Origin of the sequence: Serratia sp. BIGb0163, assembly GCF_024809935.1 — a bacterium.
GTDB lineage: Bacteria > Pseudomonadota > Gammaproteobacteria > Enterobacterales > Enterobacteriaceae > Serratia > Serratia quinivorans.
In genome coordinates this window covers 1,826,866-1,850,626 of record NZ_JANUDZ010000001.1, presented here as the reverse complement: position 1 = coordinate 1,850,626, position 23,761 = coordinate 1,826,866, and the positions used below count along the sequence as shown (strand labels likewise).

At 56.8% G+C, this 23,761-nt stretch carries 26 protein-coding genes; 19 read left to right on the top strand and 7 right to left on the bottom strand.

The annotated features are described in order from the left end of the window. Window positions 1–40 precede the first annotated feature (40 nt). From M2406_RS08945 to M2406_RS08935, 3 genes are all read right to left on the bottom strand, one after another. A complete protein-coding gene (locus M2406_RS08945; RefSeq protein ID WP_259189671.1) occupies window positions 41–721 on the bottom strand; it encodes a molecular chaperone in 681 nt (226 codons plus the stop codon). A gap of 81 nt (window positions 722–802) precedes the next feature. Further along, on the bottom strand, window positions 803–1,348 hold the full coding sequence (locus tag M2406_RS08940) for a fimbrial protein (protein ID WP_012145595.1): 546 nt from the start codon (window positions 1,346–1,348) through the stop codon (window positions 803–805). A gap of 430 nt (window positions 1,349–1,778) precedes the next feature. Beyond that, a complete protein-coding gene (locus M2406_RS08935) occupies window positions 1,779–2,375 on the bottom strand; it encodes a tyrosine-type DNA invertase (RefSeq protein WP_012145594.1) in 597 nt (198 codons plus the stop codon). Between the two features lie 309 nt (window positions 2,376–2,684). Between M2406_RS08935 and M2406_RS08930 the strand changes: the two genes are divergently transcribed. The 13 genes from M2406_RS08930 (at window position 2,685) to M2406_RS08870 (ending at window position 12,641) form a co-directional block, all read left to right on the top strand. Then, the gene (locus M2406_RS08930; protein ID WP_135316955.1) at window positions 2,685–2,909 is read left to right on the top strand and encodes a hypothetical protein; all 225 of its coding nucleotides are present in this window, start codon (window positions 2,685–2,687) and stop codon (window positions 2,907–2,909) included. Window positions 2,910–2,980: 71 nt separating this feature from the next. Next, entirely contained in the window at window positions 2,981–3,172 is a 192-nt protein-coding gene (locus tag M2406_RS08925; protein ID WP_405050621.1) for a hypothetical protein, read from the top strand. Window positions 3,173–3,394: 222 nt separating this feature from the next. Next, a complete protein-coding gene (locus M2406_RS08920; RefSeq protein ID WP_259189669.1) occupies window positions 3,395–4,402 on the top strand; it encodes a 3-oxoacyl-[acyl-carrier-protein] synthase III C-terminal domain-containing protein in 1,008 nt (335 codons plus the stop codon). Continuing rightward, window positions 4,399–5,415 (top strand): NAD(P)-dependent oxidoreductase, encoded by a 1,017-nt coding sequence (locus M2406_RS08915; protein ID WP_259189668.1) that lies wholly within the window; start codon window positions 4,399–4,401, stop codon window positions 5,413–5,415. The genes M2406_RS08920 and M2406_RS08915 overlap by 4 nt, the downstream gene beginning before the upstream one ends. Continuing rightward, on the top strand, window positions 5,408–6,214 hold the full coding sequence (locus M2406_RS08910; protein ID WP_259189667.1) for an MBL fold metallo-hydrolase: 807 nt from the start codon (window positions 5,408–5,410) through the stop codon (window positions 6,212–6,214). The genes M2406_RS08915 and M2406_RS08910 overlap by 8 nt, the downstream gene beginning before the upstream one ends. Beyond that, entirely contained in the window at window positions 6,211–7,494 is a 1,284-nt protein-coding gene (locus tag M2406_RS08905; RefSeq protein WP_259189666.1) for a F390 synthetase-related protein, read from the top strand. Before M2406_RS08910 ends, M2406_RS08905 begins: the two co-directional genes overlap by 4 nt. After that, window positions 7,494–8,111 carry a phosphatase PAP2 family protein gene (locus M2406_RS08900; protein WP_165366779.1) on the top strand — a complete coding sequence of 206 codons (618 nt, stop codon included), beginning with the start codon at window positions 7,494–7,496 and terminating at the stop codon, window positions 8,109–8,111. Before M2406_RS08905 ends, M2406_RS08900 begins: the two co-directional genes overlap by 1 nt. Beyond that, window positions 8,108–9,241, top strand: a complete 1,134-nt coding sequence (locus M2406_RS08895; protein WP_259189665.1) for a sterol desaturase family protein — start codon at window positions 8,108–8,110, stop codon at window positions 9,239–9,241. The genes M2406_RS08900 and M2406_RS08895 overlap by 4 nt, the downstream gene beginning before the upstream one ends. Further along, a complete protein-coding gene (locus M2406_RS08890; RefSeq protein ID WP_259189663.1) occupies window positions 9,234–10,316 on the top strand; it encodes an acyl-CoA desaturase in 1,083 nt (360 codons plus the stop codon). The genes M2406_RS08895 and M2406_RS08890 overlap by 8 nt, the downstream gene beginning before the upstream one ends. Further along, window positions 10,313–11,398 carry an acyl-CoA desaturase gene (locus tag M2406_RS08885; protein ID WP_259189662.1) on the top strand — a complete coding sequence of 362 codons (1,086 nt, stop codon included), beginning with the start codon at window positions 10,313–10,315 and terminating at the stop codon, window positions 11,396–11,398. The genes M2406_RS08890 and M2406_RS08885 overlap by 4 nt, the downstream gene beginning before the upstream one ends. A 239-nt stretch (window positions 11,399–11,637) precedes the next feature. Continuing rightward, window positions 11,638–12,069: a type II toxin-antitoxin system Phd/YefM family antitoxin gene (locus M2406_RS08880; protein ID WP_259189661.1), complete on the top strand. Its 432-nt coding sequence runs from the start codon at window positions 11,638–11,640 to the stop codon at window positions 12,067–12,069. Next, window positions 12,069–12,224, top strand: coding sequence for a hypothetical protein (locus M2406_RS08875; RefSeq protein WP_259189660.1), 156 nt, complete (start codon window positions 12,069–12,071; stop codon window positions 12,222–12,224). The genes M2406_RS08880 and M2406_RS08875 overlap by 1 nt, the downstream gene beginning before the upstream one ends. 90 nt (window positions 12,225–12,314) lie before the next feature. Beyond that, window positions 12,315–12,641, top strand: coding sequence for a hypothetical protein (locus M2406_RS08870; protein ID WP_259189659.1), 327 nt, complete (start codon window positions 12,315–12,317; stop codon window positions 12,639–12,641). 51 nt (window positions 12,642–12,692) lie between these two features. On the opposite strand, the gene M2406_RS08865 is transcribed toward M2406_RS08870, so the two are convergent. Genes M2406_RS08865 through M2406_RS08855 form a run of 3 tightly spaced genes read right to left on the bottom strand, consistent with a single transcriptional unit; the run spans window position 12,693 to window position 15,267 of the window. Further along, a complete protein-coding gene (locus tag M2406_RS08865; RefSeq protein WP_071593056.1) occupies window positions 12,693–12,842 on the bottom strand; it encodes a DUF2474 domain-containing protein in 150 nt (49 codons plus the stop codon). Between the two features lie 14 nt (window positions 12,843–12,856). Further along, the gene (gene cydB, locus M2406_RS08860; protein ID WP_259189658.1) at window positions 12,857–13,864 is read right to left on the bottom strand and encodes a cytochrome d ubiquinol oxidase subunit II; all 1,008 of its coding nucleotides are present in this window, start codon (window positions 13,862–13,864) and stop codon (window positions 12,857–12,859) included. Between the two features lie 2 nt (window positions 13,865–13,866). Then, window positions 13,867–15,267, bottom strand: coding sequence for a cytochrome ubiquinol oxidase subunit I (locus tag M2406_RS08855; protein ID WP_037419213.1), 1,401 nt, complete (start codon window positions 15,265–15,267; stop codon window positions 13,867–13,869). A 144-nt stretch (window positions 15,268–15,411) separates the two neighbouring features. Between M2406_RS08855 and M2406_RS08850 the strand changes: the two genes are divergently transcribed. The 6 genes from M2406_RS08850 (at window position 15,412) to M2406_RS08825 (ending at window position 22,571) form a co-directional block, all read left to right on the top strand. Beyond that, the gene (locus M2406_RS08850; protein WP_012145581.1) at window positions 15,412–16,830 is read left to right on the top strand and encodes a PLP-dependent aminotransferase family protein; all 1,419 of its coding nucleotides are present in this window, start codon (window positions 15,412–15,414) and stop codon (window positions 16,828–16,830) included. Between the two features lie 153 nt (window positions 16,831–16,983). Continuing rightward, window positions 16,984–18,672 (top strand): ABC transporter substrate-binding protein, encoded by a 1,689-nt coding sequence (locus M2406_RS08845; protein ID WP_259189657.1) that lies wholly within the window; start codon window positions 16,984–16,986, stop codon window positions 18,670–18,672. A 48-nt stretch (window positions 18,673–18,720) separates the two neighbouring features. Further along, window positions 18,721–19,677, top strand: coding sequence for an ABC transporter permease (locus M2406_RS08840; RefSeq protein WP_259189656.1), 957 nt, complete (start codon window positions 18,721–18,723; stop codon window positions 19,675–19,677). A gap of 2 nt (window positions 19,678–19,679) precedes the next feature. Beyond that, a complete protein-coding gene (gene opp4C, locus M2406_RS08835) occupies window positions 19,680–20,630 on the top strand; it encodes an oligopeptide ABC transporter permease (protein ID WP_112364468.1) in 951 nt (316 codons plus the stop codon). After that, on the top strand, window positions 20,627–21,613 hold the full coding sequence (locus M2406_RS08830) for an ABC transporter ATP-binding protein (RefSeq protein ID WP_259189655.1): 987 nt from the start codon (window positions 20,627–20,629) through the stop codon (window positions 21,611–21,613). Before opp4C ends, M2406_RS08830 begins: the two co-directional genes overlap by 4 nt. Continuing rightward, on the top strand, window positions 21,603–22,571 hold the full coding sequence (locus M2406_RS08825) for an ABC transporter ATP-binding protein (protein WP_012145576.1): 969 nt from the start codon (window positions 21,603–21,605) through the stop codon (window positions 22,569–22,571). Before M2406_RS08830 ends, M2406_RS08825 begins: the two co-directional genes overlap by 11 nt. Before the next feature lies 1 nt (window position 22,572). On the opposite strand, the gene M2406_RS08820 is transcribed toward M2406_RS08825, so the two are convergent. Further along, the gene (locus M2406_RS08820) at window positions 22,573–23,547 is read right to left on the bottom strand and encodes an alpha/beta hydrolase (protein ID WP_259189653.1); all 975 of its coding nucleotides are present in this window, start codon (window positions 23,545–23,547) and stop codon (window positions 22,573–22,575) included. Between the last annotated feature and the right edge of the window lie 214 nt (window positions 23,548–23,761).

The window sequence follows — 23,761 nt, the reverse complement described above, 5'->3', positions numbered from 1 at the left end:
TCCCTTGTTTGCCTTTTCACCTCACTGTGAAGAGTCAATATCACCCTGCTAATCTGCCCTGTTGGGTGGCACCGCTACCGCCAAAATCGTTGATAACTATCCAACTCACCGCATTGCCAGCTTTCACTTCTTGCAAAGCAAAATCCGCACTGCTGAATGGCGCGACATAGGTTGCATCCCGCACCTCTTGCCCCTCGATCTTCACACTCTGAAAGTTCATGTAATACGGTGTAGGGTTGTTGACCCGCAATTTTCCGCCTTGCCGTGACCAGCTCAATTGCCCGGCAACCGCCTCCGGCGATTTGTCTTTCAACTGTTCTGGGCGATATATCAGTTTGATGCGGGTGTTCACCGCTATTTGGAGGGTATTGTCTTTATTCTCAGACGAAGGAATGGCTTTCACATTCAACCAGTACAGCGATTCACGGTCTTTTGGCAAATTGCCGCCCAGGCGCACTATTCGCAGTACGTTCTTGTCCCCCCCTTCTAAACGAAACAGTGGGGGTGTCAGGATAAACGGGGCTTTCTCGCTGCCTGCGGTTTGTGGATCGACCCAGGACTGGATCAGGTAAGGGACTTTATCCGGGTTACTGACGCTTAATGAGGATTCCCGCAATCCACCGTCGTACACCACTCGGGTTGCCCCAATCACCACACCAGCCTGTACCAGACTGCTGCTCAATATCAACCCAAGGTACAGCGCGACCTGCAATGCTTTCATGCCCAGTTTCTCCCTGAAAAGGGACGACCCGGCGGGCAGTCCCTGCAAAGTCAAACAACCTCAAAGAGGCCGAATTCGCGTTTAGTTGTACTTGACGTTGAAAGTAGCGCTGGAGTTAGCTACGCCGGAAGTCACTGTCGCTGACGTGGCAACATAGCGCGCGCTAAAGTCCAGTTTGTTAACGTCTGTCGCACCGGTCTTCAAGTCATAGCTGGCAGAAGGAGTTTTTAATGCCAAAACGGTGTCGCTTTTATCGCTGATTTGGATCCCAACCCCGGTAGCAGCAGGTGCGGCAGTGGTGCCCGCGGTCAGAGCCAGTATTTTTTTGTCGTTGCCTGCCGCAGTGCCGTCAAATTCGACGTTGGCTTTGGTATAGGCCGTTGGGCAATTTTTCAGATTGATGGTGAATTTGCTGGAGGTACCGGTAGAGCCGGCCCCTGAAAAGGCCGTTTTATTCAGCGTTCCCATAGGGACACTGATCGCCGTTGCTCCCGCAGCCAAATCGACCTCACAGGTTGCATCTTTGATATCACCCGTGAAGTTGATGTTACCGTCAGCAGCAAATGCCGAAGCGGTCGAAAATAATGCGATCGTAGCCAATGAAGTGACCAGAAGTGTTTTTTTCATAGATAGGATTCCTTGAGGAGTGCATTCTTGCACAATGTCCATTTAACTCATTGATTGAGTTGTCCTTTTTTTAGCCGACGCTCGTGTTGCCATAGCGATGCAAACGCAACATTTTGAGTCAAACTGTCACATTAGGCAGATAGTTCTACTGGTTGATTGGTTTGGAGTGATGTATGGGATATAACACCATGGATGGTGTTTAAATTGGTGAGTGATGCTGCTTAATTATTCAGTAATGATTCAGGGAGATAAAAGAAATCGGCTGACCGTGTCGAAAAACCTGGAATTGATCGGAATGGTCATGTGAAGACGTTAGTGAGGGATGAATTTATTTTGTTGATATTAATAGAGTTATAGGTAAGGATAAAAAAACCACAAAACAAACATTGACTTTTTTTCAGGATATTCCTAGTTTAGTTGTCAGTTTGACTCAAATTGTTACATTTTCCTCCTCTTTTTCCTCCTTCCACAGGTGTTTAAATCGTCCGGCATTGGCCGCGGTGTACAGCACCGTATGCTGAATATTACGGTGTCCCAGATAGTCCTGGATCACCCGGGTATCGGCGCCATTATCCGCCAGCGCATAGCCACAGGCATGGCGCAACATGTGCGGATGGGCGTCCACATCAAGTCCGGCCTGCTTACCGTAAGCCTGCAACATGCGATAAATACGCTGGCGCGACAGCCGGTAGCCTTTCTGCGACAGAAACAGCCACTCTTCATCCTCCAGATTGCGACAGGACCGGCGTTTTTCCAGCCAGCGGGTCAGTAGATTTTTCTCGGTGGTTTCCAGCGGATGGATGGTGGATAGCCCGTTTTTAAGGCGGTTCATATAGACGCAACCGCTTTCCATATCCAGGTCCGCCATGCGCAGGCCGTTAAGCTCACTAACGCGGCAGCCGTGAATGAAACCCATCCAGATCAGGCAGCTGTCTCGCTCGGGCGCTCGTCCGGCGGCGGCCTGTTGCAGCAGGCGGGTGACCTCGGTACGGGTCAGGTGCTTGCGGTGGTTGTGAGATTTTTGCATTGCTTCTCCTCGAAAAAAACAAAGGCCGGCAACAGGCCGGCCATTGGCGTCGTCCGTCAATCATTGACGATGCAAGGGGCAGTATAGTGCAGGTTGGGTGCAAAAGTTCGAAAGTCTGTGGGCTGTAAAATCCGATCTTCTTTAATATCTGGCAGCAATAGGCTGACTTTTCATATTTGCCAGTTCGATGAGACGTTTATTTCGCGCAAGTTGCTGAATTTGCGAAGCGTTACGCAGTTCACTAATTGAACAATGATCGCTGGTGAAGTAAGCTTTTCTCCACTAACTGACAGCCACAGGAGGTGGGGTATGCGTAGTTTGCCAATTCGGTTATCAAATGAAATTGATGATAATCTGAACGATATTGCACAGCGGCATGGAATGAAAAAAACGGATGTGATCCGCTTGGCTTTTGCGCTAATCAGCATTGCTGACAAGCAGTGGGTGAAACAAGACGGTTCCTCTCTTGGTATTGTGCGCGAGAACGGTGAGGTGTTGGAGGCGGTAGGTCAGGTGGTGGGGGTTTTCCCATGAGCATCCAAAATCAGAGTGTGAAGGTGGATGTGGAAACACTGTAATTGGATCCGGCATTGGTGTTTGACGAAATGGAGCGATTGCGGCTAGCGCGTCAGGTATTGTGCGGCATCTTCGTTATCAGCGTGGGCGTTTTTGTTGCCCACGCGTATTGGGAGCAAAATGAATCCATCAGGCAGGTGTTTGAACTGTTGAAGATTGGCGCACTGCCGTTGGTCACATTGGTGATCTCCTTTTATTTCCCCCATCGTACCGCCAGATAATGCCTGCCGATTTGCGCATTTTTGCTTCCTTGCCGTAAACTTGCTATCTCAGTATTGTTACAATTAATTGTCGGCGGCCGCCGGCTGTTTGCAGTGCATAACAACAATCAATAGCCCAGTTTTGCGGGCACTTTGGGATTTAAAACCGGGGATGGCTCGGTGCTGTCACAGGATAGCGCCGGGAGATCGCTTTATGGATATGCAGGTTAGTTAACAATAATAATGACAATACAATCTTGTTCACCCACGTTGCTACCGTTGAAAATCATCGCCACGGGGGCAGCACTGCCACCCAACCGGGTCGACTCCTCCGCGCTCGATAGCCTGCTGTGCAAGCCGACAGGCTACGTCGAGAAACGCTCCGGTATCAGCTACCGTTTTCACGCCACCGATGATGCCAGCCAGGCTGAACTGGCCGTCGCCGCATTGCAGGATGCCTTAAACCGTTACGGTATCGACGCGCAGTCGATAGACCTGCTGATTTCCGCGTCGGCGATTTCAGTACAGGCCCTGCCTTGCACGGCGGCGCATATTCTTAAGGTGGCCGGACTGGCACCGGGCACTGCCGGTTTCGATATCAACAGCAGCTGTGTCAGTTTTATCTCCGCCCTGCAGGTGGCCGCCGGGCTGCTGAATGCCGGGACCTACCGGCGCATTGCTATTGTCTCAGCCGATTTGGCTTCTCGCGGTATTGACTGGGAGCATGAAGAATCCTCGCTGATTTTTGGCGACGGCGCGGCCTGCGCCATCGTCGAGCGTGGCGACGGCAGCAGCGGTATTTTGGCCAGCCTGGTGGAGACCTATCCTGAAGGTAGCGAGCTGTGCGAGATACGTGCCGGGGGGACGCGGCGCAACCCGCGCGCCGGTATGACAAACAGCGATTTCCTGTTCCATATGCAGGGCAAACAGCTGTTCCGCCAGGCGTCGGCACTGATCGAAGATTATCTTGCTCGTTTGCTGGCAGCCAGTGGCCTGACACTGGCGCAGATCGCGACGGTGGTGCCGCACCAGGCAAGTCACCTGTCGCTCGAACATATGCGCAAGCGGCTGCATGTTCCCCCTGAGGCACTGGTGGATATTTATCGCTATCACGGTAATCAGGTGGCGGCATCTATCCCCACGGCGTTACACGCTGCGGTTACCGGCGGGCGATTTAACCCAGGTAAGCCGGTGATGCTGATCGGCACCGCCGCCGGGCTGTCACTTGCCGGCATGGTGCTGCTGCCATGAGGGTGTTGGTCACCGGAGCCACCAGCGGGCTGGGGCGTAACGCGGCACAGTGGCTGTTGGAAGCGGGCCATCAGGTTCATGCCACCGGGCGTGACAGTCGCGCCGGGCAGGAACTGCGTGAGTTGGGTGCCGAGTTCAGCCCGCTGGATTTGGCGCAGGCCACGGTGGAGCAGTGCCGTCAACTGATGGCCAACTGTGATTGGGTCTGGCACTGCGCAGCAAAATCTTCACCCTGGGGAAGCCAGGTAGAGTTCTATCAGGCCAACGAGGCCGCGACCGAAAAACTGGCGCAGGCGGCAGGGGACTGTGGCGTCCGGCGTTTTGTTCACATCTCCACGCCGGCAATCTATTTCGATTTTCGGCCGCACCAGAATATTGACGAAGGCTATCGCGCCAGGCGTTTCGCCAACCATTACGCCGCCAGCAAATATGCCGCCGAGCAGCGGTTGCAGGCACTGGTACCGCGTTACCCGCAAACGACCTATATTATTCTACGGCCCAGAGGGTTGTTCGGCCCACACGACCGGGTGATTGTACCGCGGGTGCTGCAACAGTTGGATCGCGATCGCGGGCTATTACGGTTGCCTGGCGGTGGCAAGGCGGTATTGGATCTGACCTTTGTACTTAACGTGGTGCATGCGATGGATCTGGCCAGCCGCCAGCACGGGTTGCCATCCGGTGCGGCCTACAACATCACTAATCACCAGCCGCAGCGGCTGGTGGAGATGCTGGATTCGCTGCTGCGTCAGCAATTGGGGCTGCGCTACCGGTTGCAGGCGGTGCCTTATTCCTTGCTGTATGCTCTGGCGGGCGGGCTGGAGTTGCTGGCCCGTTTTACCGGCAAAGAACCCATGCTGACGCGCTATAGCGTGGCGGCGGTGCATTTCGATATGACGCTGAGCCAAACCCTTGCCGTGGAACAGTTGGGCTATCGGCCACGCTATTCGATGGAAGAGGGGATCGGCATCACCGGCGAGTGGCTTAAGCGGCAAGGAGAGCAGCCCCATGGCTAAGGTCACTGTTTTTGAGGTGGGGTACTGTACCCATATCGGCTGTATGGCGCTGCGCGGTGCGGGATTCCGGGTGTGCAAATTCCCGGCCCGCGCTTATTTGCTTGAAGTGGGGGATCGCCGTTGGCTGTGGGATACCGGCTATGCGCACTATTTCCAGCAGCAGACGCAGTCCGGCATTTTCCGCATCTACCGCCAAATGACGCCGGTGTATTTCGACCCCCGTGAATCACTGAGCCAGCAGTTGCTGTCTGCCGGTTACGTCGCTAATGATATTCAGGCGCTGATTATTTCGCACTTTCACGCCGACCATATTGCCGGGCTGCGTGATTTCAAACACCTCGATTTTATCTGCTCTGGCGAAGGCTGGCGGCAAACTCGTACCTTACGGGGCTTCGCGGCATTAAAACGCGCCTTTATCCCCGGTTTGATCCCTGATGATTTTGAGAATGGCCTGCAGTTTATCGAGGGTTTCCAACAGGTCAGCCTGCCTGCGCTGCTGGCACCCTTTGATCGCGGCTATGCGCTGCCGGGCAGTGAAGGGCAGATCCTGCTGGTTGATTTGCCGGGGCATGCGGCCGGGCACATTGGCGCGTTTATTCTCACCGACGCTGGCTGGACGCTGCTGGCCAGCGACGCGGCCTGGTCACCGCTGAGCTATCAGCAATTGCGCGGGCCTTCACGCTTGGCCAATCTGGTGATGGACGATGCCAGCGCCTATTACCGCACGCTGGAGCGACTGAATCAGCTATGGGCGAGCGGCAACGCGAATATTCTGCTCTGTCATGAGGGGGATTTATGATCCCGCTGATGACGCTGTGGCATTACTTTCGCACCCGACGCTTAACTTTTGCCGACCGCCAGGCGCTGGAGGCATACCAGGCCAAACGGTTAAAGAGTTTTGCGCGCCGGGTGCTGGCGAAGAGTCCTTATTTCAGGCGTTTCAACCGGCAAGATATTGCCACCTGGCCACTGATGGACAAGGCGCTGATGATGGCGCAGTTTGATCAAATGAACACCGCCGGGCTGCAGCGCGATCAACTGCTGGCCTGCGCGCGGCGCAGCGAGCAACAGCGAGATTTCAGCCCGAAAATCGGTAAATACAGCGTGGGCCTGTCGTCGGGGACTTCCGGACAGCGCGGTATTTTTGTCGTCAGCCCGGATGAACAAAGCCTTTGGGCCGGTGGCATGCTGGCGAAAATGCTGCCGGACGGCCTGTTTGCCGGCGAGCGCGTGGCGCTGTTTCTGCGGGCGGACAATAACCTGTATCACAGCGTCAACAACCGCTGGCTGAGCCTGGAGTTTTACGATCTTTTCGCCCCCTTTACCGCGCAGTTGGCACGGCTGGAGCAACAGGCGCCCACCATTATTGTCGCGCCGGCTCAGGTACTGCGTGCGCTGGCGCTGGCGGTGCTGGCCAACCAGATTCGGCTCGAGGTCAAAAAGGTGATTTCGGTCGCCGAAGTGTTGGAAGAGCAAGACCGACGGCTGTTGGCGCAGGTGTTTCCGGCGGTGGGTGAGGTCTATCAGGCCACCGAAGGCTTCCTGGCGGCCACTTGCGCGCACGGGACTCTGCACCTGAACGAAGAGTTTTTGCATATAGAACCCCAATGGATTGATGATCAGCGCTTTACGCCGTTAATCACCGACTTCACCCGCAGCACCCAACCGATCGTACGCTATCGGCTGGATGACGTGCTGGTCAGGCAGACGGAGCCATGCCCCTGTGGACAGGCGTCGATGGCGATTGCCCGTATTGAAGGGCGACGGGACGATCAACTGATGTTGCCGGATGCCCTTGGCCAGCCTCAACTGGTGTTTGCCGATTTATGCAGCCGGGCGATCGCCAATGCGCTGCCGCTGACCAGCGATTACCGGCTAATCCAGAGCGGCGAGCGGCAGTTACAACTGATTGCCGACTGTAGCGAAGCAGAACTGGCGCAGTGCCAGCTGCAGCTGTCTGCCTTGTTTGAACGCCATGGCATCGACAGCGCTGGGCTGGAATGGCAACTGAGCGTGCAGGCGGTGATGCCGCAGTTTGACCGCAAGAGAAGACGGATTACCCGGCAGGTGGCGGCATGATGAAAACGCTACCGTACCGGCTGTGGCAAATGCTGTTGGGTTGGGGATTCGTTGGGGTGATTTATAGCAGTACCGATCGCCTGCAGGGCGTGGGCACGCTGCTTCCCCCTTCGGCGATTGACCGTTGGATCCCCTTTAGTTCGACGGCCATTTGGCTGTACCTGTCTTTCTTTATCATTATTCCGTTGGGCTACTTGTTGGCACCGATCCCGCGGGTTCGATGGTTGCGTGCCGCGATGCAGCTGACGGCGTTGGGGGCTGGGGCGGTTTACCTGTTGTGGCCGACCACTATGGCTTACCCGCCGGACAGCGGGGTCGGCGTAAGTTCAAAACTGCTGGCAGCGCTGACCCAGGTGGATTCGCTGCAAAACTGCCTGCCCTCACTCCATATGGCGCTGACGGTGCTGGCGGTATGGGCACTGAGCTGCCGGCAGCGTAAAGTGAGAACCGCGCTGTTGATACTGTGGGCGCTGGCGATTGCCTTTTCCATTTTGCAACTGCGCCGCCATCTGCTGGTCGATCTGGTCAGTGGGGCGTTGCTGGCATTTTTGGCCGGCTGGTTGGTTCAGCGCAAACAAAGCTGGCGGCGTAATGCCACCAAAGGAGAGATAGGATGAGCGAACTGGCGATGCCGATCCTGTTCATGCTGTTTGTGGTGATTGGCGAGGCGCTGGTGCTGCAGTATGCACAGCGCCAGCAGGTCAACTGGCACGATCTGGTGTTCAATCTCAACTCCGGCCATATCATGCTGTGGTTGTTCCGCGGGCTGGAAATCACCTGTTACGGCTATGTGGCGGCGCACTTCAGCCTGGATCTGCTGAGTAGTTGGCCACCGGTGCTGATGTGGCTGTTTGCCCTGCTGGCGTGGGACTTCGGCTTTTACTGGTTGCATCGCTTGCATCATCACCTGCGCGTGCTGTGGGCGGTACATGTGGTGCATCATCAGGGTGAGCATTTCAATCTGTCGCTGGGGGTGCGCAATTCCTGGTATTCGTCGTTGACCTCGATCCCGTTTTTTCTGCTGTTGGCGCTGTTGGGCGTGCCGCTGTCGGTGTTTGTCACGGTTTCTATCCTGCACTACAGCATTCAATTGTTTAACCATAATGCGCTGACCCCCAAACTCGGCTGGCTGGAACACATTCTGGTCACTCCGGCGCATCATCGGGTGCATCACGTTAAAGATATGGCCTATTCGAACCAGAACTTTGGCGGCAGTTTTATTTTTTGGGACAAGCTGTTTGGCACTTTTTGCCCGAGCCTGCCGGAAACGCCGTTTGTGTATGGCGTTAGCGGCGATAAACCTTCCGCCAATCCGTTCTGGGCCAGCAATCTGCCATTCTTGCGTTACTTTCGCCTGCGTTGGCGGCCCAGGGCGAGCAACGGCCGTTTTCGCTACTCGGCGCTTAGCGTGTTCAGCGGCGCCATGCTGCTGTTTGCGCTGGTGATTGGCTATGTGTACCAGTACGGCTATGGCTACAGCGATATCAGCTGGCCGCAGATGGCGCTGCTGGTGTTGCTGGCGTTGGGCTCGATGGCGCTGGGCGGCATGACCGAAGGGCGTCGCTGGGCGGTTGTCGCCTGGTTGATGATTACGCTGAGCCTTCCGCTGCTGTTTATTGGTTACCTCGGCTGGTCGCAGCGTTATTGGCATCTCGCGATGGCCTTGATCACATTGCACGGGGTTTGCGTGGCGCTAGGCTGGGGCCGCGTGCGCGCTCTTAAGCCGGTGGAGGAACCCCATGGTTGACACACTGGCACCACTGAAGTTTCCCGCCGACGGTGAGCAGGCGTTTCATCGTGCGCTTAAACGGGCGGCTCATGCCTATCTGGCCGGTGACCATCGCTATGCCGACGGTTGGCGGCTGGCAAAGGCGGCGCTGTTGTTGGCGCTGTGCGTGGGCTTTTATGCGCTGAGTCTGATGCAGCAGCAGGTTTGGGCATTTTTGGCCTGCTATTTTTTGTTCGTGATGATGGGCATGTTACTCAACGTGAATGTGAACCACGATGCCTCGCATAATGCTTTTCTACGCACCCCCTGGGCCAACCGACTGGCGGGGCGGCTGGTGACGCTGCCGCTGGGGGTAGACCCGGATTATTGGCGGGTGCGGCATGTGGAATATCACCACGTTTATGCCAACGTCGAACACTACGATCTGGATACCGAAGAGAATGGTTTTTTCCGCCAGACGCCGTTCCAGCGCTGGCGCAAACATATGCGTTATCAGCACCTGTACTGGCCGTTGATTGCCGCACTCTCCTTGCCCTATATCGCCTGGATATTTGACTGGTCGGATCGCCTGGGGAAAACCCCGCTGCATGAAAAGAACATTTTACCGGGCCGCAGCGGCTGGGCGGTGTTTATCCTGTGCAAGATTGGCCATCTGTTGTTGGTGCTGGCAATCCCCCTGGTGCTGTGCCAGCAGAACGGTATCGGCTGGCCGTGGGTGCTGCTGGCCTATGCGCTCAGCCAGATGTGCGCCTCGTTGTTGGTGGTGTTTCTATTGCTGGGAACCCATTGGGCGCAGGCCGAATTTTACCCGGTGCCGGAGGGCGAAAGCATGCCACATGGCTGGTATCGCCATAATTTCGCGACCGCCTGTGACTGGCAGACTTCGCCGCGTGGGTTGCAACACCTGACCGGCGGGCTGAATTATCATCTGACCCACCATCTGTTTCCCGGCTGGAATCATCGCCATTATCCGGCGCTGGCCGCCATAGTGGCGCAGTTGGCGGCGCAACACGGTATGGAATACCGCTGCATTGGTTACCGCGAACTGCTGGCGCAGCAACAGCAATTCTTACGCCGGATGGGGCAGCCATGAAGCCGTTACGGCCGTTGGCCTTCCAGCGCGATGATAGCGGGCTGCATCGTGCGCTGATGCAGGCCGCACAGGGTTATCTGGCCGACAATCGCGACCATCGTTTTGCCGACGGCGGTATGCTGGCGAAAGTGCTTGTCCTGCTGGCGCTATGCGCGCTTTGTTATGGGGTGAGCCTGCAGCAGCAGAGCCTCTGGGGCTTTTTTGCCTGCTACTTCGGGTTCATTTTCATCGGCATGTTCCTCACGGTCAACGTGGTGCACGACGCGTCGCACAACGCATTTTTCAGGCAGCCCTGGGCCAACCGCTGGCTGAATTGTCTGGTGAGTATCCCGCTCGGGTTAGATCCCGATTGCTGGCGGGTGCGGCACGTTATTTTTCATCATGCCCACAACAACATCGAGCATTACGATCCCGATATTGACGCCAATGGGGTGCTGCGGCAGACGCCGTTCCAGCGTTGGCGGCCCTTTATGCGCGCGCAGCGCTTTTACTGGCCGCTGGTGGCGGCGATGACCTTTCCGTATTACATCTGGCTGTTCGACTGGCTTGACCGGGCAGGGCGAACCCGGGTCAGGGCGCGGATGGCGCAACAGGGCCTACGTGGTTGGAGTATTTTTCTGGCGGGCAAAGCGGCGCACTTGCTGTTGGCGTTGGCGATCCCGTGTTATCTGCTGCCGCCGGCAATCGGTGTCGGGCAGATCCTGCTGGTTTATCTGCTAAGCCAGATGTTGTCGTCACTGCTGTTCGTAATGTTGATTATCGGCACCCACTGGGCCAAGGCGCAATTTTATCAGGCACCGACGCAGGGGCCGTTAGCGCACGGCTGGTACCACCATGTGTTTGCCACCACCTTTGACTGGTTCCCGCGGCCGCGCTGGCTGGGCTATTGGTTGGGCGGGGCAAATCTGCACCTGACCCACCACCTGTTCCCGCACTGGAGCCACCGCCATTACCCGGCATTAAGCCGTATCATTGCCGAGGTGGCACCGCGCTTTGGCATCGACTATCGGGTATTGGAACTGGGGGAGTTGCTGCGGCTGCAGCAGCGCTTTCTCAGCGCGATGGGGCGAAAACCCCAGTAGTTATTGAATTTGCGAAGCGTCACGCAGTTCACTAATTGAACGATTTATAAGGCTCAGGTAGACTCTATCCCACTGAAAGATAGCAATAGAAACTGAGCTAAACGTTGTTGGCCGATTCATTTATCTAATGAATCGATAACAATGGGTTGAGGTCGCATTCTGTACAGGTACGTGATAATCATCTTTTGAAATGTTAATCTCTGTCATAAACACTCAGGCATGCGTGGATAGAGGTTACTATGAAAGAAATTACTTTTACCCGACTCCGAGCCGATTTATCTCAGGTATTAGATGAAATTCGCGATGGCGAGACTTTCATTGTTACTCAACGAGGAAAGGAATCTGTAATGCTGGGACAGGATAATAGCAAATCATTAATTTCAACAACCAATGTGTTGGATAGTGAAATTTTAAAGGCAATGGTACGTAATGCCGTATCGGCTATAAATGCTGATAAGGTTACGCCGTCCATAGTATCGAAAGAGGTCGAAGCGCTTGGGAGAATCATTAAACTTCAGGGAATGCTCGATAAAACCACGATTGATACTCTGCAAAAACAAGCTGAATCGGCGAATCAGCCAAACTCGGCTAACCAACTTTCTATCAAAGATGCTGTCGACGAAGTGAGAAAACGTCATGCCAAAACCATAAGGGATTTGGAGGGTAAGTGATGGAGAAACTTATCTTTCTTTCTGCTCAAGAGGTGATTGATATTCAGCGCGTCACCCTACCTCAGGGAGCAGTAGTAGATATTGATAAGCTGGAAGGTGCCCTGGGTCGGGTAGCCAATCATTACCACTATCACTTATGTGATGATGTATTTTAACTTGCCGCAGTATATTTAATTTCTATAGCAAAATCGCATGCATTTGCTGATGCTAATAAACAAACCGCTTTTATATCATGCGCAACATTCATGTTGGTTAATGGATCTTCGCTGAGGGGGGCATTTTTTCTCGTCAAGCTAACGGTAATGGTTGTTGAATATAAGGTAGATGTTAATCAGGTTGCTTTTTTACTGCGCCTGCTTAGTGATTATTATTATAAATCGATTTTTGGTGGTGTTGATGATTTACCAGAAAATGAAACAGAACGTTTTTTGTATAACTTAACGGTATTTACCATCACTGCTGATAATATTGAAACAGCAAGGTTCATAGCTGTGGCAAACCGCCTGATGAATGACACTGAACTTGATGAAATGGCACACCAAATCGTTGATGGTTACCGTAACCCGGTTTAAAACTGTTGCCCAAATAACCACCTGGGTCAGGTGGCATTTGGGCGTGTATTGTTAATGCGATCTCATGCCCGCTGCATTCATCAACAGGCGGAACAGCGAAGCGACCGCGAACAGCCCCAGCACGCTGGCGCTCCAGATCACGACCAGCCAGCCGACGCGTTTCCACCAGGGGGCCGGTACAGGTGCGGTTTTATCCTGCATAGTTTCTTCCCTCATCAGTGATAACCCTGTTCATGGCTGACCTTGCCGCGGAACACGTAGTAGCTCCAGAAGGTGTAAACCAAAATAATCGGAATGATAAACAGCGCGCCAACCAGCATAAAGCCCAGACTTTGCGGCGGCGCAGCGGCTTGCCACAGCGTGATGGAAGGGGGGATCAACAGCGGCCAAATGCTGATGCCCAACCCACTGAGGCCGAGGAACACCAGCAGCAGGGTGAGCAAGAACGGCGAGTAGTGCGCCGCATTTTTCACCCCATGCCTAATGCCCCAGGCGCTGAGCAGCACCAGGATCGGCACCGGCAGCAGCACAAACAGATTCGGCAGTGAGAACCAGCGGGTGGCGATCTCCGGGTGAGCAATCGGCGTCCAGATACTGACCACCGCCAACACCAGCAGCAGGGTAGCCAACAGTGGCATTGCCAGCCGGTACATCCGCGCCTGCAGGTCACCGGCGGTTTTCATCACCAGCCAGGTGCAGCCGAGCAACGCATAGGTCACCACCAGCCCCAACCCGCAAAACAGCGCGAACGGGGTCAGCCAGTCGAGGGCGCCACCGGCATAGGTGCGGCCGTTGACCGGAAAACCCTTGATGATGGCACCCACTACCACCCCCTGGCTGAAGGTGGCGAACACTGATCCCCAGATGAACGCCTTGTCCCAGATGTGACGTTTTTCCGCCGTGGCCTTGAAGCGAAACTCAAAGGCCACGCCGCGGAAGATCAGGCCAAACAACATCAGGGTCAGCGGAATGGCCAGCGCGTCGAGGATCACCGCGTAAGCCAATGGGAAGGCGCCAAACAGCGCCGCTCCTCCCAGTACCAGCCAGGTTTCATTGCCGTCCCACACCGGGGCGACGGTGTTCATCATCACATCACGGTCACCGCTGTCCTTAACCCAGGGGAACAGGATGCCGATACCCAAATCAAAGCCGTCCATTACCACGTACATCATGGTGCTGAACACGATGATCACAAACCAAATCAGCGGAAGATCAATGCCCATGCTCAGCTCCTGTCATCCAGAGTTTCTTTCACCGCAGACAGCGGACGTGCCGGTCGGCCTTCGGTGTCATCTTCATGCACTTCATGCTGCTGCGGCCCTTTGCGGATCAGCCGCATCATGTAGGAGTAGCCCACGCCGAACACCGAACAGTAGACGATGATAAACGCCAGCAGGCTGATGCTCATGTGCAGGTCGCCGTGCGCGGAGACCGCATCCTTGGTGCGCAGCAGGCCATACACCACCCACGGCTGACGCCCAATCTCGGTAGTGAACCAACCCGCCAGCAGGGCCAGCAACCCGGAAGGCCCCATCCACAAAATGAAGTAGAGGAACGGCCGGGACTGATACAACCCACCGCGCCAGCGCAGCCACAGGCTCCAGACCCCGGCGAGGATCATCAGCATGCCCAGCGCCACCATGATGCGGAACGACCAGAACACCACGGTGGAGTTCGGCCTGTCCTCCGGCGGGAAGGATTTCAGCGCCGGTACCTGCTCGGTCAGGCTGTGGGTCAGGATCAGGCTGCCAAGATAAGGCACTTCAAGCTTGAAGCGGGTTTCCTCGCGTTGCATATCCGGCCAGCCGAACAGGATCAGCGGGGTGGCTTCACCCGGCGGATTTTCCCAGTGGCCTTCGATAGCCGCGATTTTTGCCGGCTGATATTTCAGCGTATTCAGGCCGTGCGCATCGCCGATCATCGCCTGTATCGGCGCGACAATCAGCGCCATCCACATTGCCATCGACAGCATTTTGCGCATCGCCGGAGTGTCACGCCCGCGCAGCAAATGCCAGGCGGCGGAGGCACTAACAAAGAACGCCGAGGACAGGAAGGCGGCGGTCGACATGTGCAACAGCCGGTACGGGAATGACGGGTTGAAAATCACTTTGAGCCAGTCGACCGGTACCACCTGGCCGTTAATGATTTCGTGGCCCTGCGGGGTTTGCATCCAGCTATTGGAGGCCAGGATCCAGAAGGTGGAAATCAGCGTCCCCAGCGCCACCATGCAGGTAGCGAAGAAGTGCAGCCCAGGGCCGACGCGGTTCCAGCCGAACAGCATTACCCCGAGGAAACCGGCCTCCAGGAAGAAGGCGGTCAGCACTTCATAGGTCAGCAACGGGCCGGTGATACTGCCGGCAAACTCGGAGAAAAAGCTCCAGTTGGTGCCGAACTGATAGGCCATCACCAGGCCGGACACCACGCCCATGCCGAAGTTGACGGCGAAAATTTTTGACCAGAAATGATAGAGATCGCGGTAGGTTTCATTTCGCGTTTTCAGCCACAACCCTTCCAGCACCGCCAGATAACTGGCCAGACCGATGGTAATTGCAGGGAAAATAATATGGAAAGAAACGGTGAAGGCGAACTGTATTCTGGCAAGTTCCAGTGCATCAAGACCCAGCATGGCGCCTCCTTGGGTTGTACATAAAATGGCCTCTTCAGTATAGCGGTAATTTTTTTATCGAAAGCTTGGCGCCAAGTTAAGCACGGAGTACAGTAACTATAATAGTGACAGTTATTTCACTTTTTCATATAACAGTTAGGGCCTATGACCAGATACGAACAGCTTGCACAACAGATTCGTGAACAGATCCAGAACCGGGTATGGCGGGCGGGGGACAAGCTGCCGTCGCTGCGCGAGAGCGGCAAACGCGCCGGGCTGAGCCTGATGACGGTGGTGCAGTCGTATCAATTGCTGGAGAGTCAGGGTTGGATCGTCGCACGGCCGCAGTCCGGTTATTACGTGGCGGCACGCCCGCAGCCGCTGCCGCAGCCGGCACACGGCGCAAAGCTGTTGCTGAGCGAGCAGGTGGATATCAACACCTTTATTTTTGATGTTCTGCAGGCGTGCCAGGATCCGGATATTGTGCCCTTTGGTTCGGCGTTTCCCGACGCCACCTTATTTGCCCAACCGAAGCTGGCGCGGGCGCTGAGCAGCGTGGCACGCAAGTTTACGCCGCACAGCTCACTGGCCAATCTGCCGCCAGGCAATGAAGCACTGCGCCGCCACATCGCCCAGCGTTATGCGCTGAGCGGCATGCAGGTGGCGCCGGACGAAATCGTGATTACCGCCGGGGCGATGGAATCATTAAGCCTCAGCCTGCAGGCGGTGACCCAGCCGGGGGACTACGTGGCGATTGAATCGCCGGCGTTTTATGGCGCGTTACAGGCACTGGAGCGGCTGCGTCTGAAGGCTGTGGCGATTGCTACTCACCCGCAGGACGGTATTGATCTCGATGCGCTTGAGCAGGCGCTGGAGCAGTATCCAATCAAGGCCTGTTGGCTGATGACCCACTTCCAGAACCCGCTGGGGGCCAGCCTGTCGGACGACAACAAGCAGCGGCTGGTGAGTTTGCTGCGTGAGCGGCAGATTTCCCTGATTGAGGACGACGTTTATGGCGAGCTTTATTTCAGCGCCGAGCGGCCGCAGCCGGCCAAGGCGTGGGACAGCGGCGGGCAAGTCCTGCACTGTTCGTCGTTCTCCAAATGTCTGGCACCGGGTTTCCGCGTCGGTTGGGTGGCGGCGGGGCGCTATGCGCAGCAGATCCAGCGTTTGCAGCTGATGAGCACGGTGTCCACCAGCGTGCCGACCCAGTTGGCGATAGCCGACTATCTGCTGCACGGCGGCTACGATACTCACCTGCGGCGCCTGCGCCGTTTGCTGGCGCAGCGCCAAAGCATGATGCGCCAGGCGATTGCCCACCATTTCCCGCCTACCGTCAAAGTCAGCCAACCCGACGGCGGCTATTTCCTGTGGCTGGAACTGGATCCGGCGCTGTCGTCGATGGAACTCTACCAGCGCGCGTTAGCGCTGGGGGTGAGTATCGCACCGGGCAGGATGTTCACCACCGGTAACCATTTCAACCACTGCTTCCGCCTGAACGCCTCTTTTGACTGGAACGACAAGCATGAGGCGGCAATCAAAACCTTAGCCAAACTTATCCGGCAGCTCGAACCGGCAGGCTGAACAGCGCCAACGGCGGGGCATCGCAATAGAAAAATTCATAATGCTTTTTTTGGCAATGGAATGCCGGTTTCGTTGTTAGACAGCCCTCCGGCCGCCCATTACTCTGCGATAAATTTTGTCACATTTTATCAACGGGTAGACAAGGGGCAGTGGGTGAGAAAAATAAAAAATAATATAAACAGACTGTTGCAAAAACGACTGGTGCCCCTGGCGCTGGCTGGTGCGATAGGCATTTCATTGGGTGCGCAGGCAGAAACGCTGACGGAAGGGATCACTCCGGCCACCGACGCCAGCCTGGTACCGAATGCTGCCAAACTGCGTAAAGACACCGTGGTGGCCGGTATTCTCGAGCCACAGGGCAACTTTAACCCTTATCTGTTCACCAACGGTTGGGATGAGAACGTCACCGACGTGATCTTCACCCGGCTGATTGGCCTGGACAGCCAGGGTAAACCGGTCGCACGGCTGGCGGAGTCCTGGCAGGTCAGCCCGGATAACCGGGTGTATACCATCAAGCTACGCCCGAACCTGCTCTACAGCGACGGCTCGCCGATCAAGGCCGAAGACATCGCCTTTACCCTGACGCTGCTGCATGACCCGGCCTATGATGGGGATACCGATATTACCCCGGCGCATATTCAGGGCGGTGCGGAATACAAAAACGGCACCGCCCCCAGCATCAGCGGGTTGAAGGTGATTGACGATCGCACTCTGCAGATCACCACCACCCAGCCGGGTGCGACCACGCTGCAACTGATCGGCGGACCGGTATTGTCGAAAGCCTACTATGGCAAGGATTATCAACGCGGCAAGCTGGAAAGCGTGCGCGCGTTGAATGGTAAGCCGTTGGGCAACGGCCCCTATATTTACGACAAATACATTCCGGGGCAGGAAATCCGCTTCCACGCCAACCCGAATTTCTACCTCGGCCAGCCGGCGGTGGCGCGCTTTATTTACCGCGTGACCAACCCGGCCACCAACTTCCAACTGTTCCAGACCGGTGAAACCGACTATGACGCCTTCACCTCCAAGCCCGATGACATTGAACAGTTGAAACTGTTGGGCTTTGCCAACATCAATTTGTACAGCTCAAGCGACTACAGCCGGGTAGATTTCAACTTTAAGCGCCCGGCGTTGCAGGACGTGCGTGTCCGTCAGGCGCTGATCTACGGTTTGGATCGCCAAAAACTGATTACCGTGGTGTATCAGGGATATGGCTCAGTGGCCAACCAGCCGATCTCACCCGTTTCCTGGGCCTATGATCCGCAAGGCATCAATCCATACGCTTATGACGTCAATAAAGCCAAACAATTGCTCGATCAGGCCGGGTGGAAACCGGGTGCGGACGGCATTCGCCAGAAAGACGGCAAGAAACTGGAGCTGACGCTGCTGGTGACCAAAAAGCTGCTTAACGATGCGCTGGTGCCGATCGCCAAAGACAACTATCGGCAGATAGGCGTGCTGCTCAAACCGCAGGTGTTGGATTTCAACGCGTTGCTGGCGCAGCGCAAGGCCGGGAATTATGACCTGGCGTCGCTCAGCACCAGCGGGTTGAATGACCCGCATGATGGGGTGCGCGATTTCATCAGCCAGGTGAGTGAAACCGGCTATCACAACCCGCAGGCCGACCAACTGATCGGTCAGGCTAACGCCACGCTGGATATCGGGCAGCGCAAACCGCTGTATCACCGGCTGTATCAGGTGCTGGCGGAAGACCCACCGGTGATCCTGCTGGGTAACCGCAAAGTGCTCAGCGCCAGCAGCGCCCGCGTCACCGGCTTTAAACCGGATGTCTACAATGGCCTGACCGGCAGCCTGCCGGACGTCAAACTGGCTCAGTAACGGCAAGGTACCGCCGCGCTCCTCCGCGCGGCGGTAATGGAAAACACCATGAGAAATTTTATCCTGCGCCGCCTGCTGCAAACCCTGCCGATGCTGCTGCTGGCATCACTGCTGATTTTCTTTATCTTCGCGCTGACGCCCGGCGATTTTATTGACGGCAACATTAACCTGACGCCGCAGCGCGCCGCCGAATTACGCGCGCTGTACGGGCTGGACCAGCCACTGCTGATCCGCTATTGGCACTGGCTCGGCCAACTGCTGCAAGGCAATCTCGGTTTTTCGCTGCAGTACCAGATCCCGGTCAGCACCTTGTTGAATCAGTACATCTGGAATTCGTTCCTGCTGGCTTCGGTCGCCCTGGTGCTGTACTGGGGCATTGCGCTGGCGGTTGGCGTGGCTTCGGCGATGAAACCCTATTCGCTGTTCGACCATCTGGTCACGGTGGCGGTGTTCGGCGCCATGTCATTTCCGACCTTTTTCCTTTGCCTGTTGCTGATCAAATGGTTTGCCGTCGATCTGCATTGGCTGCCGGCGGGCGGCATGCTGCGCACCGGCAGCGAAGCGATCGGGCTGGCCTGGGTGGCAGAGGTGGCGGCGCACCTGCTGTTGCCGGTGCTGGCGCTGGTGATGCTGCAGGCCGGTACCCTGACGCGCTATTTCCGCGCCAGCATGCTGGATGTGATCCGCATGGACTACATCCGCACCGCTCGCGCCAAAGGCCTGAAGGAGAAAACGGTGATCGTCAAACACGCGCTGCGTAATGCCTTGCTGCCGATTATCACGCTGCTGGGGTTTGAATTACCGGCGCTGTTTTCCGGCGCGCTGATCACCGAAAAAATCTTCAATTGGCCAGGGGCGGGGCATATCCACATCGACTCGCTGGCCGCCCGTGACTATCCGGTGCTGATGGGCTTCACGCTGTTTCTGGCGGTGCTGACCATTTTGGGCAATCTGCTGGCGGACATTCTGTACGCCTATGCCGACCCACGAATTCGTTTGAGGTGAAGATGTTGGCAACGCTGTTTTTTGGACGCCGTCGCCGCTGGCGGCAGGCGCAACTTCCGGCGCTGGCGCAGCTGTCACCACCCCCAACCGCACAGGCCTGGCAACGGCTGCGGCGTCACCGGCTGGCGATGGCCTCGCTGCTGTTGCTGCTGATACTGGCGGTGCTGTGCATCTTCGGGCCGATGCTGTCGCCCTGGCAGGACGATGCCGGTGATGCGCTAAACATCAACCAGGCACCCAATGCGGCACACTGGCTCGGCACCGATTTTCTCGGCCGTGATATTTATACGCGTCTGCTGCTGGCGGGGCGTATCTCACTGACCATCGGCCTGGTGTCGATGCTGTTGTCTGTCACGCTCGGCTACCTGTTGGGAGCATTGTCCGGCTATCTGGGCGGCATGGTGGACAAGCTGATCATGCGCTTTGCCGATCTGCTGATGACCATCCCCAGCCTGCCGCTGCTGATCATTATGGGGGCGATGCTGTCCGAGCTGGACGTCTCGCCGGACTACCGTATCTACATGGTGATGATCATGCTCAGCCTGCTGGGCTGGCCGTCATTGGCGCGGCTGGTACGCGGCCAGATCCTGTCGCTGCGCGAGCGCGATTTTATGCTGGCGACCGAAGTGCTCGGGCTGTCCACCCGGCGGCGTTTGTTCGGCCATCTGTTGCCGAACACCATTCCCATCCTGGTGGTGGTGGCCACCATGGGCGTTGCCAACGCCATTCTCAGTGAGTCGGCACTCAGCTACCTGGGGCTGGGCGTGGTACCGCCGACGCCGTCGTGGGGCAACATGATGGACGCCGCCAACAGCCTGATCGATTTTCAACGTCGTCCCTGGTTGTGGATGCCACCCGGCCTGGCGATTTTTATCACCGTGGTAGCGATTAATATTCTGGGTGACGGCCTGCGGGACGCGCTCGATCCGAAAATGAACGGAGCAAGACCATGAGCCGACCCCTGCTGGCTTTTAATCAACTGTCGGTGGCCTTCAATGGCGAGCAGGGCCGGGTGCAGGCGGTGCAGCAACTGAGTTTTGAACTGCATGCCGGACAGACGCTGGGAGTGGTCGGCGAGTCCGGCTGTGGTAAAAGCGTCACTGCCATGGCGCTGATGGGGCTGTTACCGCAGCCGCTGGCGCAGATTGACGGCGGCGAAATCCATTTCGACGGGCAAGATTTATTGAAACTGCGACCGCAGCAGATGGCCGATCTGCGCGGTAACCGGCTGGCGATGATTTTCCAGGAACCAATGAGCGCCCTGAACCCGGTGCTGACCATCGGCGAACAGCTGGTGGAACCGCTGATCCGTCATCGCGATACTTCGCCGAAGGCGGCCTGGCACGAGGCGACGGCGCTGATTACCGAGGTGGGGTTGGCGCGTGCGGAGCAGTTGATGACCAGCTACCCGCACCAGCTCTCCGGCGGCATGTTGCAGCGTATTATGATTGCCATGGCCATCAGCTGCCGTCCGGCCCTGTTGATTGCCGATGAGCCGACCACCGCGCTGGACGTCACCGTACAGGCGCAGATCCTGGCACTGCTGCGTGAACAGACCCGCAAAAATAATATGGCGATGATGCTGATCACCCACGACCTTGGCGTGATTGCCCAGATGGCCGACCGGCTGGTGGTGATGTACGCCGGACGGATAGTCGAGCAGGGGGCAACGCGTGAAGTGCTGGCTAACCCGCTTCATCCTTATACTCAGGGGCTGATGGCTTCGCGGCCGGTGGCCGGGCAGCGGCGACGCAGGCTGTATTCGATCCCCGGTCAGGTACCTGATTTGGCTAAACTGCCCGACCATTGCGCCTTCGCCGATCGTTGCGCTCAGGCCAGTGCGCGCTGTCGCGACGGCATCCCGCCGTTGTATGGCCCATTGCAGCGCCAGTCGGCCTGTTTTCTGAATGCCGGAGGGCGTATTCATGTCGGCTGAGTGGTTAGTGGAAGTCAAAGGTTTGAAGAAGCATTTTCCGCTGCGGGAAGGCCTGTTCGGCCGGACTACCGGACAGCTGCGAGCGGTGGATGACGTCAGTTTCGGCATTCGAAAAGGCACGATTTTCGGCCTGGTGGGCGAGTCCGGCAGTGGGAAAACCACCGTCGGCCGCACGCTGCTGGGGCTGCATGACAAAACCGCCGGTGAGGTGCTGTTCAAGGGACAGGCGCTGGATGCGCTCAGCCCACGACGGCTGCGTGAGATGCGCCCGAAGATGCAATTGGTGTTTCAGGATCCCTACAGTTCGCTGAACCCGAGGATGCGCATTGGCGATGCGATTGGTGAAGCCCTGTTGCAACATGGGCTGGCGCAGAGAAACGAGCTGCGTGATCGGGTGATCGACACCATGGAGATCTGCGGGCTGTCGGCGCAGCACTACGGCCGTTTTCCGCATGAGTTTTCCGGTGGTCAGCGGCAGCGTATCGGTATTGCCCGCGCGCTGATCCTGCAGCCGGAGTTTATCGTTGCGGACGAGCCGATTTCGGCGCTTGACGTCTCAATACAGGCGCAGATCATCAACCTGTTTTCCGATCTTCAGGAGCAGCAAGGGGTGACCTTCCTGTTTATTTCGCACGATCTCGGGGTGGTGGAACACCTGTGTCAGGACGTGGCGGTGATGTATCTCGGCCAGATTGTCGAGAGCGCAGACCGCGACAGCCTGTTTGGCCAACCGCGCCATCCCTATACCCAGGCGTTGCTGGCGGCGGTGCCCAGTCTGGATCCGCAACGCCAGCCGCAGGCGATGGCGCGGGGCGAACTGCCTAACCCGGCGCAACCGCCGCACGGCTGTCGTTTTCACACCCGTTGTCCGCAGGCAACCGCGCAGTGCCGGGAACAGGCCCCGGCATTACGGACGGTGTCAGCAGGGCATCGGGTAGCCTGCCATTATGCCGATTAGCCTAGGCCAGATAATGTTTGAGCGCCCGCCCGGCCTGATGGATGGCGGAATGCACCGCCGGCACATGAGCGATAGGGTTTAGCAGACCGTAATCGTGGATCAGTCCATTGTAGCGAGTGGAAGTGACCTCTACCCCGGCGGCATTCAGCAGCCGGGCATAGGCTTCACCCTCGTCACGCAGCACGTCCAGTTCGGCGGTCTGCACCAGTGCCGGCGGCAGGCCTTTTAGCTGTTCCAGCGTGGCATTGAGCGGTGAGGCGTAGATCTCCTTACGCTGCGCTTTATCGGTGGTGTAGTTGTCCCAGAACCATTTCATCATGTTGCGGGTCAGGAAGTGGCCTTCGGCGAACTGGTGATAAGAGTCGGTATCAAAGCTGGCCTGCGTTACCGGCCACAGCAGGATCTGCGTGCGCAGCGCCGGGGTGCCTTTTTCTTTGGCCATCAGGCTGACCACCGCCGCCATATTACCGCCGACGCTGTTGCCGACCACTGCCAGCCGCGAGCCGTCAACGTTGATTTTCTCGCCGTATTCGGCCACCCATTCTGTGGCGGCATAGGCCTGATTGATGGCGGTTGGGTAATGAGCCTCCGGTGACGGGGTATAGTTGACGAACACCGCTGCCGCACCTGAGCTGTAAACCAAGTCACGCACCAGCCGCTCATGGGTAGGGAAGTCGCCCAGCACCCAGCCGCCGCCGTGGAAGAACATAAATACCGGCAGTGTTTCCTTGACCTTGGCCGGTCGCACAATGTGCAGCAGGATATCCTGCCCCTCGACATGAATGGTTTTCTCGCTGATTTCGACCTCGTGCAGTGGCACTTCGACGCTACGCTGCGCGCCCTCCAGCACTTTGCGCGCCTCTTTCGGTTTCATTTGTTCCATCGGCTTGCCACCGCCGGCATTCAACGCATCCAGAAAGGTGCGGATATCATGCTGTGCGGCCGGTTGGGTGGGATCTACAGTTTTCTTGGACATCATGGCTCCTCAAGCGTTTTTCGGTCGAGATCACAGTGTAGTTGAATGGCTGCCGTTTGCTGGCCCGACAGCACGTTGAGAAAAGGCGGGCCAAGCCACGCTTTCGTCCGCCTGAGTTTGACTTTTCTACGGGGCGAAGATACTTTTTAAACACCAATGGAACACGTGTTCCATTGGTGCCGAACACCGGATTATCCGGTGCCTCTTTTGGGCG

Coding starts and splice junctions, on each gene's coding strand:
- M2406_RS08865 (WP_071593056.1), bottom strand. CDS start 12,842: ATGCAGGATAAAACCGCACCTGTACCGGCCCCCTGGTGGAAACGCGTC.
- M2406_RS08870 (WP_259189659.1), top strand. CDS start 12,315: ATGTTGGTTAATGGATCTTCGCTGAGGGGGGCATTTTTTCTCGTCAAG.
- M2406_RS08890 (WP_259189663.1), top strand. CDS start 9,234: ATGGTTGACACACTGGCACCACTGAAGTTTCCCGCCGACGGTGAGCAG.
- M2406_RS08850 (WP_012145581.1), top strand. CDS start 15,412: ATGACCAGATACGAACAGCTTGCACAACAGATTCGTGAACAGATCCAG.
- M2406_RS08935 (WP_012145594.1), bottom strand. CDS start 2,375: ATGCAAAAATCTCACAACCACCGCAAGCACCTGACCCGTACCGAGGTC.
- M2406_RS08900 (WP_165366779.1), top strand. CDS start 7,494: ATGAAAACGCTACCGTACCGGCTGTGGCAAATGCTGTTGGGTTGGGGA.
- M2406_RS08840 (WP_259189656.1), top strand. CDS start 18,721: ATGAGAAATTTTATCCTGCGCCGCCTGCTGCAAACCCTGCCGATGCTG.
- M2406_RS08920 (WP_259189669.1), top strand. CDS start 3,395: ATGACAATACAATCTTGTTCACCCACGTTGCTACCGTTGAAAATCATC.
- M2406_RS08825 (WP_012145576.1), top strand. CDS start 21,603: ATGTCGGCTGAGTGGTTAGTGGAAGTCAAAGGTTTGAAGAAGCATTTT.
- M2406_RS08830 (WP_259189655.1), top strand. CDS start 20,627: ATGAGCCGACCCCTGCTGGCTTTTAATCAACTGTCGGTGGCCTTCAAT.
- M2406_RS08925 (WP_405050621.1), top strand. CDS start 2,981: ATGGAGCGATTGCGGCTAGCGCGTCAGGTATTGTGCGGCATCTTCGTT.
- M2406_RS08885 (WP_259189662.1), top strand. CDS start 10,313: ATGAAGCCGTTACGGCCGTTGGCCTTCCAGCGCGATGATAGCGGGCTG.
- opp4C (WP_112364468.1), top strand. CDS start 19,680: ATGTTGGCAACGCTGTTTTTTGGACGCCGTCGCCGCTGGCGGCAGGCG.
- M2406_RS08905 (WP_259189666.1), top strand. CDS start 6,211: ATGATCCCGCTGATGACGCTGTGGCATTACTTTCGCACCCGACGCTTA.
- M2406_RS08820 (WP_259189653.1), bottom strand. CDS start 23,547: ATGTCCAAGAAAACTGTAGATCCCACCCAACCGGCCGCACAGCATGAT.
- M2406_RS08875 (WP_259189660.1), top strand. CDS start 12,069: ATGGAGAAACTTATCTTTCTTTCTGCTCAAGAGGTGATTGATATTCAG.
- M2406_RS08880 (WP_259189661.1), top strand. CDS start 11,638: ATGAAAGAAATTACTTTTACCCGACTCCGAGCCGATTTATCTCAGGTA.
- M2406_RS08855 (WP_037419213.1), bottom strand. CDS start 15,267: ATGCTGGGTCTTGATGCACTGGAACTTGCCAGAATACAGTTCGCCTTC.
- M2406_RS08945 (WP_259189671.1), bottom strand. CDS start 721: ATGAAAGCATTGCAGGTCGCGCTGTACCTTGGGTTGATATTGAGCAGC.
- M2406_RS08895 (WP_259189665.1), top strand. CDS start 8,108: ATGAGCGAACTGGCGATGCCGATCCTGTTCATGCTGTTTGTGGTGATT.
- M2406_RS08910 (WP_259189667.1), top strand. CDS start 5,408: ATGGCTAAGGTCACTGTTTTTGAGGTGGGGTACTGTACCCATATCGGC.
- M2406_RS08930 (WP_135316955.1), top strand. CDS start 2,685: ATGCGTAGTTTGCCAATTCGGTTATCAAATGAAATTGATGATAATCTG.
- cydB (WP_259189658.1), bottom strand. CDS start 13,864: ATGGGCATTGATCTTCCGCTGATTTGGTTTGTGATCATCGTGTTCAGC.
- M2406_RS08915 (WP_259189668.1), top strand. CDS start 4,399: ATGAGGGTGTTGGTCACCGGAGCCACCAGCGGGCTGGGGCGTAACGCG.
- M2406_RS08940 (WP_012145595.1), bottom strand. CDS start 1,348: ATGAAAAAAACACTTCTGGTCACTTCATTGGCTACGATCGCATTATTT.